This is a genomic window from Streptomyces odontotermitis (assembly GCF_050510915.1).
In the GTDB taxonomy this organism is placed as follows: domain Bacteria; phylum Actinomycetota; class Actinomycetes; order Streptomycetales; family Streptomycetaceae; genus Streptomyces.
This window is the reverse complement of record NZ_JBNJLS010000007.1, coordinates 1-14,468: the sequence shown is the minus strand read 5'-3', so window position 1 is coordinate 14,468 and position 14,468 is coordinate 1. Positions and strand designations below refer to the sequence as shown.

General features: G+C 72.6%; 11 protein-coding genes and 1 riboswitch. Of the genes, 5 read left to right on the top strand and 6 right to left on the bottom strand.

From position 1 onward, the window contains the following. Positions 1-80: 80 nt before the first annotated feature. Positions 81-1,526: an MFS transporter gene (locus tag ACQB60_RS20980; RefSeq protein ID WP_496927580.1), complete on the top strand. Its 1,446-nt coding sequence runs from the start codon at positions 81-83 to the stop codon at positions 1,524-1,526. Between the two features lie 61 nt (positions 1,527-1,587). Then, a complete protein-coding gene (locus ACQB60_RS20975) occupies positions 1,588-2,271 on the top strand; it encodes a TetR/AcrR family transcriptional regulator (protein ID WP_496927579.1) in 684 nt (227 codons plus the stop codon). On the opposite strand, the gene ACQB60_RS20970 is transcribed toward ACQB60_RS20975, so the two are convergent. Continuing rightward, positions 2,258-3,775, bottom strand: a complete 1,518-nt coding sequence (locus ACQB60_RS20970; RefSeq protein ID WP_496927578.1) for an acyl-CoA synthetase — start codon at positions 3,773-3,775, stop codon at positions 2,258-2,260. The genes ACQB60_RS20975 and ACQB60_RS20970 overlap by 14 nt on opposite strands. A 150-nt stretch (positions 3,776-3,925) precedes the next feature. Here ACQB60_RS20970 and ACQB60_RS20965 point away from each other — a divergent pair, with 150 nt between their 5' ends. Next, positions 3,926-6,340 carry a penicillin acylase family protein gene (locus ACQB60_RS20965; RefSeq protein ID WP_496927577.1) on the top strand — a complete coding sequence of 805 codons (2,415 nt, stop codon included), beginning with the start codon at positions 3,926-3,928 and terminating at the stop codon, positions 6,338-6,340. A gap of 67 nt (positions 6,341-6,407) precedes the next feature. On the opposite strand, the gene ACQB60_RS20960 is transcribed toward ACQB60_RS20965, so the two are convergent. Beyond that, complete coding sequence (locus ACQB60_RS20960; RefSeq protein ID WP_496927576.1) at positions 6,408-7,310, bottom strand: bifunctional 5,10-methylenetetrahydrofolate dehydrogenase/5,10-methenyltetrahydrofolate cyclohydrolase; 903 nt, start codon at positions 7,308-7,310, stop codon at positions 6,408-6,410. A 22-nt stretch (positions 7,311-7,332) separates the two neighbouring features. Beyond that, a riboswitch (ZMP/ZTP riboswitch) is annotated at positions 7,333-7,418 on the bottom strand. A gap of 177 nt (positions 7,419-7,595) precedes the next feature. Here ACQB60_RS20960 and ACQB60_RS20955 point away from each other — a divergent pair. Continuing rightward, on the top strand, positions 7,596-7,862 hold the full coding sequence (locus tag ACQB60_RS20955; protein WP_496927575.1) for a hypothetical protein: 267 nt from the start codon (positions 7,596-7,598) through the stop codon (positions 7,860-7,862). 31 nt (positions 7,863-7,893) lie between these two features. On the opposite strand, the gene ACQB60_RS20950 is transcribed toward ACQB60_RS20955, so the two are convergent. Both ACQB60_RS20950 and ACQB60_RS20945 read right to left on the bottom strand, forming a co-directional pair. Next, positions 7,894-9,459, bottom strand: a complete 1,566-nt coding sequence (locus ACQB60_RS20950) for an acyl-CoA synthetase (RefSeq protein WP_496927574.1) — start codon at positions 9,457-9,459, stop codon at positions 7,894-7,896. After that, on the bottom strand, positions 9,456-10,568 hold the full coding sequence (locus ACQB60_RS20945) for an NAD(P)H-dependent flavin oxidoreductase (protein ID WP_496927573.1): 1,113 nt from the start codon (positions 10,566-10,568) through the stop codon (positions 9,456-9,458). The genes ACQB60_RS20950 and ACQB60_RS20945 overlap by 4 nt, the downstream gene beginning before the upstream one ends. Positions 10,569-10,716: 148 nt before the next feature. Between ACQB60_RS20945 and ACQB60_RS20940 the strand changes: the two genes are divergently transcribed. After that, the gene (locus ACQB60_RS20940) at positions 10,717-11,952 is read left to right on the top strand and encodes an FAD-dependent oxidoreductase (protein WP_496927572.1); all 1,236 of its coding nucleotides are present in this window, start codon (positions 10,717-10,719) and stop codon (positions 11,950-11,952) included. 23 nt (positions 11,953-11,975) lie between these two features. Here the strand turns inward: ACQB60_RS20940 and ACQB60_RS20935 are convergent, their stop codons facing one another. Both ACQB60_RS20935 and ACQB60_RS20930 read right to left on the bottom strand, forming a co-directional pair. Beyond that, positions 11,976-12,596: a TetR/AcrR family transcriptional regulator gene (locus ACQB60_RS20935; protein ID WP_496927571.1), complete on the bottom strand. Its 621-nt coding sequence runs from the start codon at positions 12,594-12,596 to the stop codon at positions 11,976-11,978. A gap of 95 nt (positions 12,597-12,691) precedes the next feature. Next, the gene (locus ACQB60_RS20930) at positions 12,692-14,236 is read right to left on the bottom strand and encodes a phytoene desaturase family protein (RefSeq protein WP_496927570.1); all 1,545 of its coding nucleotides are present in this window, start codon (positions 14,234-14,236) and stop codon (positions 12,692-12,694) included. Positions 14,237-14,468: the final 232 nt, after the last annotated feature.

The following is a 14,468-nucleotide window of genomic DNA, read 5'->3' as shown; positions in this document are numbered from 1 at the left end:
GAACATGTTCGTTATGGTGGACGTGTTCGTTCGCGCACCCGTGCGCGCCTCGCGTTCGCACCAGGAAAGGGGTGGTCGCCATGTCCACCGACACCACAACCGCCACGGCCGCCGCCACGGCCTCCGGGCAGGCGGCCCCCGCACGGCTGTCCACCAAGGTGATGTGGGCGATCCTCGGCGTGGTCCTCGCGGCCGACGCCATGGACCTGCTCGACTCCACGCTCACCAACATCGCCGCGCCCACGATCGCCCGGGACATCGGCGGCGGCGAGGGCCTCATCAAGTGGCTCGGCTCCAGTTACGCGCTCGCGATGGGCGTGCTCCTGGTGCTCGGCGGACGCCTCGGCGACAAGTTCGGGCAGCGCCGCGTCTTCCTCGCCGGGCTCGCGGGCTTCACGCTCGCCTCGGCGGCCTGCGGGCTCTCCGCGGACCCGGGCATGATCATCGCGGCCCGCCTGTTCCAGGGCTCCTTCGGGGCGCTGATGATCCCCCAGGGCATCGCGATCATGACGCGGCACTTCGACCGCGACATGATGCGCAAGGCGTTCAGCGTCTTCGGGCCGCTGCTCGGCGTGGCCACGGTCGGCGGGCCCGTGCTCGGCGGCTTTCTGGTGGACGCGGCCGGCTGGCGCTTCATGTTCCTCATCAACATCGTGCTCGGCGCCGCCGCCCTCGTCGCCGCGGTCCGCATCCTGCCCCGGGGCCGGGGCGAGCGGTCCACCGTCATCGACGGGGTCGGCTCCGGACTGCTCGCGCTCACCATGGGCACGCTGATGTTCGGCCTCATCGAGGGCTCCACCGACGGCTGGGGCGCGCTCCCCGTCGGCTGCCTCGTCGTCGGCGCCGTCGCGTTCGGCCTCTTCTGCCTCCGGCAGCGCACCGCCGCCGACCCGCTGCTGCGGCCCACGCTCCTCAAGAACCGGGGCTTCACCTCCGGCCTGATCATGGGCCTCGCGTACTTCGCCGTGGTCAGCGGCCTGATGTACGTGATCTCGCTCTTCCTCCAGGAAGGCATGGGCCGCACCCCGACCGGCGCTGCGCTCTCCCTCAGCCCCATCGCCGTCGGCATCATCATCGCCGCGTTCGCGGTGCGGCCGCTGATGCCGAAGCTCGGGCGCAACCTCATCCTCGCGGGCCTCGTGCTCACCCTCCTCGGCGGCGCCTGGACCCTCGGGCTCGTCCTCGCCTACGGGACCGGGCTGAACGTGTGGGCGCTCGTCCCGGCGACGCTCCTCATCGGACTCGGCATGGGGTCCTGCTTCGGCACCCTCTTCGACATCGCCCTAGGCGACGTCGACGCGGAGGAGGCCGGGAGCGCCAGCGGGTCGCTCAGCGCGATCCAGCAGCTGGCGAGCGCGATCGGCTCGGCCGTGATGACGACGGTGTTCTTCCACACGCTCGGCGGCGGCCAGGCGCACGCCATGACGGTCAGCCTGATCGTGATGCTCGCCGTCACCACGGGCTGCCTCGGCCTGGTCCGTCTCCTCCCCAAGGCCGCGCAGCCCGAGGACGCGCACGCGGAGTGAGCGACAACCCCCGTTCGGGGCGAACCAGTTCGCCCCGAACATGTTCGATACGGTGGATCCCATGAGCCCGCGCACCCCCGCACCCCGCAGCCGCCGCGAGCGGCCCGCCAAGCCCGCCCTCACCTACGACGGCATCGTGGCGACCGCCGTCCGGCTCATGGAGAGCGAGGGCCTGCAGCGCGTCACCATGCGCCGCCTGGCCCAGGAGCTCGACACCGGCCCGGCCTCCCTCTACGTGTACGTGGCGAACACCGCCGAGCTGCACGCCGCGATCCTCGAAGAGCTCCTCGGCGCGGTCGACCTCACCCCGGCGCGGGCGGACGGCGACTGGCGCGACCGGCTCGCCGCGGTCCTCGACTCGTACACACGCGTCCTGTTCGACAACCCCAGCCTCGCCCACTCCGCCCTGGTCTCCCGCCCCTCGGGCCCGAACTACCTCTCCCTGGTCGAGGCGCTGCTCGCCCTCCTGCACGAGGGCGAGGTGCCCGACGCCCAGGCCGCGTGGGGGATCGACGTGCTGCTCCAGGTGGCCACGGCGACGGCGGCCGAACACTCCACCCGCTCCCACTCCACGACGGCCGAGGGCGAGGACAACGCGATCGCCACCGCCGTGCGCGACGCCGACCCCGCCGCGTACCCCCGCATCGCGGCCCTCGGCTCCGACCTGGTCTCCGGCTCCCCGGAGGAGCGCCTGGCGTGGATCTTCCGGGCGGTCATCAACGGCGCCCGGGTCACGCCCCGCTGAGCCGGTCCCGCAGCTCCCGCTTGAGGATCTTGCCGCTGGCGTTGCGGGGCAGGGCGTCCACGAACACGATGCGCTTGGGGGCCTTGAAGTGGGCGAGCTGCTCGCGTGCGTGGGCGAGGAGCTGGGGCTCGGTGACGTCGCCCCTGCGGACGACCACCGCCGTCACCGCCTCGATCCAGCGCTCGTCCGGGAGCCCGATCACCGCGGCCTCGGCGACCTCCGGGTGCTGGTACAGGACGTCCTCGACCTGGCGTGAGGCCACCAGGACACCGCCGGAGTTGATGACGTCCTTGACCCGGTCGACGACGGTGAAGTAGCCCTCGGCGTCGCGCACCGCGAGGTCGCCCGAGTGGAACCAGCCGTCGCGGAACGCCTCCGCGGTCTCCTCGGGCTTGTCCCAGTAGCCCTCGCACAACTGCGGGGAGCGGTAGACCACTTCGCCCCGGGTGCCGTCGGGCACCTCCTTGCCCGACTCGTCGACGACCCGGGCCTCCACGAACAGCACGGGCCGCCCGCAGGAGTCCATGCGGCCCTCGTGCTCGTCGGGCCCGAGGACCGTGGCGAGGGGGCCGATCTCGCTCTGGCCGAAGCAGTTGTAGAAGGCCAGGCCCGGGAGGCGGGCGCGCAGCCGCTCCAGTACCGGTACCGGCATGATCGACGCCCCGTAGTACGCCTTGCGCAGCGCGCTCAGGTCGCGGGTGGCGAAGTCGGGGTGGTTCGACAGGCCGATCCAGACCGTGGGCGGGGCGAAGAGGCTGTCGGCCCGGCCCGCCGCCACCAGGTCGAAGATCCGGCCCGCGTCGGGGGCGTCCAGGACCGTGTTCTCCGCGCCGACCGCCAGATAGGGCAGCAGGAAGACGTGCATCTGCGCCGAGTGGTACAGCGGCAGCGAGTGCACGGGCCGGTCGGTCTCCCTGAGGTCCAGGGCGTGCAGCGCGCTCACGTACTCGTGGACGAGGGCGCGGTGGGTCATCATCGCGCCCTTGGGGAGGGCCGTCGTGCCGGAGGTGTAGAGGAGTTGGGCCAGGTCCTCGGCGGCGGGCTGCGGACCGTCGTACGGAGGGGTCGCGGCGAGGCGGACGAGGAGCGAGTCGTCGGCGTCGCGCAGCGGGAGGGTGCGGAGGGAGCCCGGGAGGCGGGGGGCCAGGTCCGGGTCGGTGAGGACCAGGGAGCTGCCCGACTGGCCGACGATGTAGGCGAGTTCCTCGCCGGTGAGGTTCTGGTTGACCGGGACGTGCACCAGGCCCGCGCGGGCGCAGGCGAGGAAGCCGATCAGGTAGGCGTCCGAGTTGTGGGCGTAGGCGGCGACGCGGTCGCCCGGCGCGAGGCCCTCGTCGTGCAGCACGCGGGCCGCCCGCGAGACGGCGTCGTCGAGTGCGGCGTAGGTCCAGGAGCGGTCGCCGTAGTGGAGCGCCGCCCGCCGTGGCGTGCGCCGCGCGCTGCGCCGCAGGACGCCGTCGACCGTGTTGTCGCGTACACCCGTCGCACCCGTGAGGCCCGTCATGGCGTGATCCTCGGGGGCGTCGGGGACGCCGGTCAAGGGGGGTGCGGCGGCACGAAAGACACGAGTCAACACGGTGTACCTGCCAGTGACCTACCGCTTAGTATGCGCAACTGCACCTTCCGTCGGACGAGTTGGGAGGCACGAAAAGGCATGCTGCGTACCCGCACCAGACGCTTGACCGCCACCGGCATCACCCTGTTGACCGCCGTGGCCCTGCTGCCCGCGTCGGCGCACGCCGAGCCGGAGGGCGGCGCACGCCGCTCCGGCGGCGGTCTGTCCGCCACGATCCGCTACACCCAGTACGGCATTCCGCACATCGTCGCCAAGGACTACCAAAACCTCGGGTTCGGCACCGGCTGGGCGCAGGCCGCCGACCATGTGTGCACGCTCGCCGAGGGCTATGCGACGGTGCGCGGCGAGCGCTCGCGCTACTTCGGGAAGGACGGGAAGCCCGACGGCTCCCTGTCGTCGGCGACCACGAACCTCTCAAGTGACCTGTACTTCCGGGGCGTTCGGGACGCGGGCACGGTGGAGAAGCTCGTCGCGAAGCCCGCGCCCGTCGGGGCGAGCCGGGACTCGAAGGACCTGATGCGGGGCTTCGCCGCGGGCTACAACGCCTGGCTGAAGCAGAACCGCGTCACCGACCCGAAGTGCAAGGGCGCCGACTGGGTCAAGCGCATCGAGCCGCTGGACGTGGCCCGGATGGGCTTCGCGGTGCAGGTGCTCGGCGGGCAGGGGCGGGCCGTCGACGGCATCGCCGCCGCCGCTCCCCCGGCCGCCGCCAGCGAGCGGCACGCGCCCGACCCGGCGAAGACCGGCAGGGCCGCGCGCGAGCTCCTGTCGACGGAGGACGCCGACATGGGCTCCAACGCGGTGGCGTTCAGCGGGAGGACCACGGCGAACGGCCGCGGCCTGCTGCTCGGCAATCCGCACTACCCGTGGCACGGCGGCCGCCGCTTCTGGCAGTCGCAGCAGACGATTCCCGGTGAACTCAACGTCTCCGGCGGCTCGTTGGTCGGCACGTCGGTCGTCAACATCGGCTTCAACGGCAACGTCGCCTGGAGCCACACCGTCGCGACCGGCACCACCCTGAACCTCCACCAGCTCACCCTCGACCCCGCGGACCCCACCGCGTATCTGGTGGACGGCAAGCCGGAGAAGATGACCCGCCGGACGGTCACGGTGCCCGACAAGAGCGGCACGCCCGTCACCCGCACCCAGTACTGGACCCGGTACGGGCCCGTCGTCGCGGGCCTCGGCGCCGATCTCCCGCTGACCTGGACGAAGACCACGGCGTACGCCCTCAACGACCCCAACGCGGTGAATCTGCGCGGCAACGACACCGACCTCGGCTTCGGCAAGGCCCGCTCCACCGCCGACATCCAGCGCTCCCTGCGCGACACCCAGGGCCTGCCCTGGGTGAACACCGTCGCCGCCGACCGCGCGGGCCACTCGCTGCTCAGCCAGTCGCAGGTGCTGCCGCGCATCACCGACGACCTGGCGGCGCGCTGCTCCACGCCGCTCGGCAAGGTCACGTATCCGCAGGCGGGCCTGGCGATCCTGGACGGTTCGCGCACCGACTGCGCGCTCGGCCGGGACAAGGACGCCCTGCAGCCCGGCATCTTCGGGCCGTCGCGGATGCCGACCCTCAAGGACGCGCCGTACGTCGAGAACTCCAACAACAGCGCCTGGCTCACCAACGCCGACCACCCGCTCACCGGCTACGAGCGGATCTTCGGGGACATCGGCACACCGCGCTCCCTGCGCACGCGCGGCGCCGTCGAGGACGTCTCGGCGATGGCGAGGAAGGGCAAGCTGACGGTCTCCGACCTGCAGAAGCAGCAGTTCGCGGACCGTGTGCCCGCCGGTGACCTGGCCGCCGACGACGTCGCGCGCGCCTGTGCGGCGCTGCCCGGCGGGACGGCAACGGGCAGCGACGGCAAGCCCGTTGACGTACGCACGGCGTGCGCGGCGCTCGCCTCCTGGGACCACGCGATGACGGCCGGGAGCCGGGGCGCGCTGCTCTTCGACCGCTTCTGGCGCAGGTTCACGGCGACGGTGCCGAAGGCCGAGCAGTGGAAGGTGCCGTTCTCGGCGGCCGACCCGGTGCGCACCCCGAACACGGTCAACACCGACGCGAAGGGCTTCACGGCCGCCCTCGCCGACACGGTCACGGAGCTGACCGGCGCGGGCATCGCCCTGGACGCCCCGCTCGGCGAGAACCAGTTCGTCACGCGCGGCGGGAAGCGGCTGCCCGTCCACGGCGGCACGGAGGGGCTCGGCGTCTGGAACAAGGTCGAGGCCGACTGGAACGCCCAGGGCGGCGGCTACACCGAGGTCCAGCACGGCTCCAGCCACATCCAGGCCGTCGGCTGGGACAAGGGCCGCTGCCCCAAGGCCCGCACGCTCCTGACCTACTCCCAGTCCCCGAACCCCGGCTCCGCCCACTTCAGGGACCAGACGGAGCTGTTCTCGCAGGGGCGCTGGGTGACGTCGCGGTTCTGCGAGAAGGACATCCTGAGCGACCCGGCGCTGAAGGTGCAGCGGGTGCGCGAGCGCCGGTAGCCGACCGCGCCTCGCATACGGGTGTCCGGCCCGCCCCTTCTCGGAGGAGAGGGCGGGCCGGCTCGCGTCAGCCGAGGCCGAGTTGGCGCTGCGCGGCCTCCACCGTCTGGGCGAGGAGCACGGCGATGGTCATGGGCCCGACGCCGCCCGGCACGGGCGTGATGAGGCTCGCCCGCTCCCGGGCGGTGTCGAAGTCGACGTCCCCGACGTTCCCCGGGTTGTAGCCGGCGTCGATCACGACGGCGCCCGGCTTGATGTCCGCACCGGCGATGAAGCGCGGCCGGCCGACGGCGGCGAGCAGGACGTCGGCCTCGCGCACGATCGCGGAGAGGTCGGTGGTGCGGGAGTGGCAGTACGTGACGGTGGCGTCCCGGCCGAGCAGGAGCAGGCCCGCGGGCTTGCCGAGGATGGCGCTGCGCCCGACGACGACGGCGTGCTTGCCGGTCAGGTCGACGTCGTACGCGTCGAGGAGCCGCATGATCCCGCCGGGCGTGCAGGAGACGAAGCCGGGCAGCCCGAAGCCCATCGCCGCGAAGGAGTGCATGGTGACGCCGTCGACGTCCTTGGCCGGGTCGATGGCCTCGAAGGCGGCCCGCTCGTCGATGTGGGGTCCGACGGGGTGCTGCAGCAGGATGCCGTGCACGTCCGGGTCCGCCGACAGGGCGCCGATCGTGTCGACCAGCTCGGCGGTGCCGACGGAGGCGGGCAGGGCGACGTGCCGCGAGGTGATGCCCGCCTTCTCGCAGCGGGCGCGCTTCATCCGGACGTACGTCACCGAGGCCGGGTCCTCGCCGACGAGGACGGTCGCCAGACAGGGGGCCGTACCGGTGCGCCGCCTGATGTCGGCGGCGGCCTCCGCGCTCGACGCGACGATGCTCCGGGCGAGTCCGGTGCCGTCCATGAGCCGGGCCGAGCGCTGATCCGAGTGCTGATGCGAAGGCTGAGCCGACGACTGCTGTATGCGGGCCATGTGCCACTCCTGAGCCTCAGAGGTGAGTCGCCCAGGCGCACGGCATCGGCAGGAAGCCGGGCCGCTCCCCGGTGGTGCTCCACCTCAGCGCCAGTCACGGCCCGCGGCCATCGTAGTCGGCCCGCGCGGACGGCCACCCGAGGGGACCTTCGCCTCATGCGGCAGGCCCCGCGCCACGCGAGAATGACGGATCCGACCAGCGACATCCGACCAGCGAAATCCGACCAGCGACTCCCGCCCGGCGGCCTCGACCGGCGGTCCGGCCACGAACGGAGGGGCAGACCGGTGACCACCCCGGCCAACGGCTACACCCACTACGCCAAGCCCGCGCAGTTCCTCCTCAAGGACGAAGAGGTCCACCTGGGCGGCCACTGGTACCGGGTGAGGCGTATCACGGTGCTGCGCGACCGCGTCAAGGTCACGTTCGACGGCGGGCACGTCCGCGAGTACGCCCCGCACGAGTCGTTCCCCGTGCGCCGCCCCGCTCAGTGGATCGCGCCTCGGCACACGGGGGTCGCGTGGGGGATGCCGGGCGGGGCGGGCCGGCGGTAGGCGGCGCCCGCTGCGGCGCCCCCGCGCTCGATCACACCGCGCGCTCCCGTCCCTCCCAGTACGGGTCCCGCAGCCGCCTCTTGTACAGCTTGCCGTTCGGGTCGCGCGGCATCGTCTCGATGAAGTCGACGCTCTTGGGGCGCTTGTAGCCCGCGAGTTGGGTCTCGCAGTGGGCGAGGATCTCCGCCGCGAGGGCCTCCCCGGCCTCGTAGCCCTCGGCGACCTCGACGACGGCCTTGACCTGCTCGCCCCAGTCGTCGTGCGGGATGCCGAACGCGGCGGCGTCGGCGACGGCGGGGTGGGTCAGGAGTCCGGCCTCGATCTCGGCGGGGTAGATGTTGACGCCGCCCGAGATGATCATGTCGATCTTGCGGTCGCGCAGGAAGAGGTAGCCGTCCTCGTCGAGCACACCGAGGTCGCCGACCGTGAAGAAGTCGCCGATGCGGTTCTTCTTCGTCTTGGCCTCGTCCTTGTGGTACGAGAAGCCGCCGGTCTTCATCTTCATGTAGACCGTGCCGAGTTCACCGGCGGGCAGCTGGTTGCCGTCGTCGTCGTAGACCGCCAACTCGCTGATGGGCCACGCCTTTCCGACCGTGCCCGGCTTCTTCAGCCAGTCCTCGGCCGTCGCGAACGCGCCGCCGCCCTCGCTGGCCGCGTAGTACTCCTCCACGCAGGTGCCCCACCAGTCGATCATGCCGCGCTTGACGTGGTCGGGGCAGGGCGCGGCGCCGTGGATGGCGTGCCGCATCGAGGACACGTCGTAGCGGTCCTTGGTCTCCTGCGGGAGCGCGAGGAGGCGGTGGAACTGGGTCGGCACCATGTGCGTGTGCGTGCACCGGTACGTGTCGATGACGCGCAGCATCTCCTCGGGCGTCCACTTGTCCATGAGGACGACGGGGTGCCCGATGTTCAGGGCGGCGCCCGCGAACTGGAGCACGGCCGTGTGGTAGAGCGGCGAGCAGACGAGGTGGACGTTCCCGTCGAACGGCTTGATGCCGAAGATGCCGAGGAAGCCGCCGAGGTACGCCTCCTCGGGGAGCTTGCCCTGCAGCGGCCTGCGGATGCCGCGCGGGCGCCCCGTCGTACCGGAGGTGTAGTTCATGACCCAGCCGAGGGTCCGGTCCGCGGGCGGCAACTCGCTCTGCCCGTCGAGGAGTTCGGCGTAGGGCCGGAAGGTGTCGACGGAGCCGACGGCGTAGCGGTGCGTCTCGGGAAGACCGGCCTCGTCGGCGGCGGCCCGCGCCTGCTCGGCGAAGCGCTCGTGCGCGATGAGCACCTTGGCGCCGGAGTCGGAGACGATCCAGGCGATCTCCGGGCCGACCAGGTGGTGGTTGACGGGGACGAGGTAGAACCCGGCCTGGGAGGCGGCGAGGTACGCGGCGAAGAACTCGACGCTGTTCGGCAGGACGACGGCGAACACGTCACCCTTCTCGAGTCCCGCCGCCCGCAGCCCGTGCACCAGCCGGTTCACGGCGGCGTGCAGCCGTCCCGCGCTCCACTCCTCCCCGTCGGGTGCGGTCAGGACGGTGCGGTCGGGGTCGGCCGTGGCCTGGGCCCAGAAGCCGTTGGGCGGGGTCGAAGTGCTCACCGTGCTCATGCCTTGTCGCTCCTTCCGGCGATGCGGTTGACGCGGTCGATGGCGCGCTCGAAGCCGCGCGTCAGGTCGTCGAAGACCTCCTGCACGCTGCGTTCGCTGTTCATCCGGCCGACGATCTGTCCGACGGGGGTGCCGAGCAGGGCGTCCACCTCGTACTTCTGGATCCGGGACACGGCCTCGGCGACGAGCAGGCCCTGCAGCGGCATCGGCAGCGTGCCGGGTCCGGCCGGGTCGTCCCAGGCGTCGGTCCATTCGGTACGGAGCTGCCGCGCGGGCTTGCCCGTCAGGGCGCGCGAGCGGACGGTGTCCCCGGAGCCCGCGGCGATCAACTTCCTTGTCAGGGCGGGCGAGTGGAGGTCGGCCTCCAGCGTGGTCAGCCAGAGCGAGCCGAGCCAGACGCCCTGTGCGCCGAGGGCGAGGGCGGCGGCGATCTGCTGTCCGCTGCCGATGCCCCCGGCGGCGAGGACCGGCAACGGGTCGACGGCCTCGACGACTTCGGGAGTGAGCACCATGGAGGCGATCTCGCCGGTGTGCCCGCCCGCCTCGTAGCCCTGCGCCACGACGATGTCGATGCCCGCCTCGGCGTGCTTCTGCGCGTGCCGGGCGCTGCCCGCGAGCGCCGCGACGAGGACGCCGTGGCCGTGGGCGCGTCCGATGACGTCGGCGGGCGGTGAACCCAGCGCGTTGGCGAGGAGTTTGATGGGGTAGTCGAAGGCGACGTCGAGCTGGTTGCGGGCGACCTGCTCCATCCAGCCGGTGATGCGCCAGCCGGACGCCTCGCCCTCGGGAAGCGCGGGCACGCCGTGCTTGGCGAGGGTGTCCTGGACGAACTGCCGGTGCCCCTCGGGGATCATCGCCTCGACGTCGGCCTCGGAGACGCCCTCGACCTTCTTGGCGGGCATGACGACGTCCAGGCCGTAGGGCCTGCCGTCCGCGTGCTCCTGCATCCAGTCGAGGTCGCGGGCCAGGTCGTCGGGTGCCGTGTACCGCACCGCGCCGAGCACACCGAAGCCGCCGGCCCTGCTGATGGCGGCCGCCACGGCGGGGAACGGCGTGAAGCCGAAGATGGCGTGCTCGACTCCCAGTTTCTTGCTCAGCTCCGTCTGCATGGGCGCAGGATGCCGCAGCCGTCCGGACGACGGAAGAGATTTTCTGATGCGGTGTCAGATTCTTTGGGCGAGGAAGGATCTGACCGAGCGGTCAGCTTTCTGACCGATCGGTTAGCCTGGGGCGCACGCTCCCAGGGAGGGAAGAGAAATGGAACGTACGACGTGCTGTGTCGTCGGCGGCGGCCCCGCGGGGATGATGCTCGGGCTGCTCCTCGCCCGGGCCGGGCTCGACGTCACCGTCCTGGAGAAGCACGGGGACTTTCTGCGCGACTTCCGCGGGGACACCGTGCACCCCTCGACGCTGCGCCTGCTCGACGAACTCGGCCTGGGCGAACGCTTCGCGCGGCTGCCCGCCCGCAGGCTGCACGAGATGCGCATGCACATCGACGACGCCACGGTCGTCGCGGGCGATCTGCGCCGCATCCCCGGCCGGCACAAGTACCTCGCGATGGTCCCGCAGTGGGACTTCCTCGACCTGCTCGCGGGTGCGGCCGCCGAGGAGCCGTCCTTCACGCTGCGGATGCGCACGGCCGTGACGGGGCTGCGCAGGGATGCCACCGGGCGCGTGACGGGGGTCCACTACACCGATCACGGCGACGGGAACGGCACGCCCGGGGAGCTCGCCGCGGACCTGACGGTGGCCTGCGACGGGCGGGACTCACTGGTGCGCCGGGAGGCGGGCCTGACCCCCACCTGCTTCGAAGTCCCCATGGACGTATGGCAGGTTCGGGTGCCCGCGCCGCGCGACGCGGTCAAGGAGGGCCGGGTCTTCCTCAGCATCCGGGACGGGCAGGTCGCCGCCACCATGGACCGCGGCGACTACTACCAGACCTCCTACCTCATCAAGAAGGGCACCGACGCCGAGCTGCGCGCGCACGGCATCGACCGGTTCCGCGAGCGGCTCGGCGCGCTGCTCGGCTGGGACCGGGAGGCCATGGCGGAGATCCGCTCCTGGGACGACGTGAAGCTGCTGGAGGTCACCATGGGGCGGCTCGCCCGCTGGCACCGGCCGGGGCTCCTGTGCATCGGGGACGCCGCCCACATCATGTCGCCGGTCGGCGGGGTCGGCGTCAACCTCGCCGTCCAGGACGCCGTCGCCGCCGCGCGCATCCTCGCCGGGCCGCTGCGCGGCGGCACCGTGCGCGGGCGCGACCTGGAGCGGGTGCAGAGGCGGCGCACGCTGCCCACCGTCATGACGCAGAAGTCCCAACTCGGCGAGCACGCCCTGCTGTTGAAGCCCGCCCTGGAGGGGACGCTGCGCGGTGACCGGCTGCCGTTGCCGCTGCGGCTGCTGCGTGCGGTGCCCGCGCTGCGGACCGTCGCGGGGTACCTGGGCGGGGTGGGCGTACGGCCGGAACACGCGCCGTCGTTCGCGCGCCGCTGACGGGAGCTGGGACGGCTCCGGACTCAGCGGCTCCGCTCGATCGCGTGGAGCGTGAACGTGACCAGTTCGTCGGCCGCCGCGTCCAGGTCGAGTTCGGGGTGGGCGAGCCAGTGCGCGATCACGCCGTCGATGGCGCCGCCGATCGCCAGGGCCACCGTCTGCGGCTCGAACTCCCGGAAGCCGCCGCCCCGTTGGCCCGCCGCGAGCAGCTCCGCCAGGGCCTGCCAGCGGTCCGCCGTGTCGTGGCCGCCGGGGGTCTTGAGGCGGGTGCCGCCCGCGTCGTCGAGGAGCGTCTCGGTGATCACGCGGACGTGGCGGCGGTGGGCCTGCTGGTAGCCGACCATCGCGCGGACGTAGGCGATGACGGCGGCACGGGGGTCGGACTCGGCGGCCACCTTCTCGTTCACGTACGCCGTGAACTGCTCCAGGACGTGGGCGAACGCGGCCTGGGTGAGCTGGTCCTTGGACGAGAAGTGGTAGAGGACCGCGGCCTTGGACAGGCCCGCGCGCTCGGCGATCGCCGCAAGCGAGGTCGCGGGCCTGCCCTTGGTGGCGATCAGGTCGATGGTGCACTCGACGAGCTGAGCGCGGCGGGCCTGCTCGGTGAAGGTGGGGGCGGCGCCGCCCCCGCGGCGGGTAGCCATCTCGGCGCCCCTCTTTCTCTGCTCCTGAGCCGGGCCTTCTCGCGCGTGCGGGTGGCCGGGCCGCTTGATCGACTGTCGACCGTACACGCCCCGTACTACTCCCCCAGCACCGCCATCGCCGCGTTGTGCCCCGGCACTCCGCTGACGCCGCCGCCGCGCACCGCGCCCGCCCCGCACAGCAGGACGTTGGCGTGCGCGGTCTCCACGCCCCAACGGCCCGTGCCCTCCTGGGCGTACGGGAAGGCGAGGTCGCGGTGGAAGATGTTCCCGCCGGGCAGGCGCAGGTCCCGTTCGAGGTCGAGCGGGGTCTTCGCCTCGATGCAGGGGCGGCCCTCGGCGTCGGTGGCGAGGCAGTCGGCGATCGGCTCGGCCAGGTGCGCGTCGAGCTGTGCGAGGGTCGCCTTCAGGAGCTCCGCGCGGGCGGCGTCGTTGTCCTGGGCGAAGAGCCGGGCGGGGGTGTGCAGGCCGAAGAGGGTGAGGGTCTGGTAGCCGCGCTCCACGAGGTCGTCACCGAGGATCGAGGGGTCCGTGAGGGAGTGGCAGTAGATCTCGGAGGGCGGCGCGGCGGGCAGCCGGCCGGAGGCGGCCTGGGCGTGGGCGGCGGCCAACTCCTCGTATCCCTCGGCGATGTGGAAGGTCCCGGCGAACGCCTCGGCCGGGTCCACGGAGGTGTCGCGCAGACGCGGCAGCCGGGTCAGGAGCATGTTGACCTTGAGCTGGGCGCCCTCGGCGGGGGCGGGCGGGGCGTCGCCGGTCAGTTCGGCGAGGGCCTGCGGCGAGGCGCCGACCAGGACGTGGCGGGCGGCGACGGTGCCCTCCCCGTCGGCGGTGCGGTAGGTGACCTCGGCCGTGTGCCCGTCGGTCTCGATGCGGGTCGCCTCGTGGCCGGTGGCGAGGCGCGCGCCCGCCGCCCGGGCCGCGTCAGCGATGGCCGTGGTGAGGGCGCCCATGCCGCCGACGGGCACGTCCCAGGCGCCGGTGCCGCCGCCGATGACGTGGTAGAGGAAGCAGCGGTTCTGCCGCAGCGAGGGGTCGTGGGCGTCGGCGAACGTGCCGATCAGCGCGTCGGTGAGGACGACACCCCGGACGAGGTCGTCGGTGAAGCGCTCCTCGACGGCGACGCCGATGGGCTCTTCGAAGAGGGCGCGCCAGGCGGTCTCGTCGTCGACGCGGCGGCGCAGCTCGTCACGCGTGGGCAATGGCTCGGTGAGGGTCGGGAAGACGCGCTCGGCGAGCCGCCCGGTCATGCCGTAGAAGCGCCGCCACTCCTCGTACTCCCGCTCGCCGCCGGTCAGCCGCGCGAACGCCTTGCGGGTGCGGGCGTCGCCGCCGCCGACCAGCAGGCCGGTGGGCCGCCCGTCCCGCTCGGTCGGGGTGTACGAGGAAACGGTGCGGGTGCGCACGCGGAAGTCCAGGTCCAGGTCCCGGACGATCTTCCGGGGCAGCAGGCTCACGAGGTACGAGTAGCGGGAGAGCCGTGCGTCGAGCCCGGCGAAGGGGGCGCTGGAGACCGCGGCGCCGCCGGTGCGGCCGAGCCGCTCCAGGAGCAGGACGCTGCGCCCCGCGCGGGCCAGATAGGCGGCGGCGACCAGGCCGTTGTGGCCGCCGCCGACGATGACGGCGTCATAGCGAGTGGGCATGATCCTCTTTAGCACGGATTCGAGGGCTCCCTCACCCTGCCGGGTGCCTTTTCCCCAACCCCGCCCCTTCCCGATACGGCGACTCCGTCGCCCCTGGCGCACCCACCCGGGGGCTGCGCCCCCGGACCCCCCATCGGCGCTGAACGCGCCTCGTCCTCAAACGCCGGACGGGCTGAAAGACACACCCCCCCGAGGCTGAAGGGACCCGCCCTCGCGCAGCAAGGCGAGACGG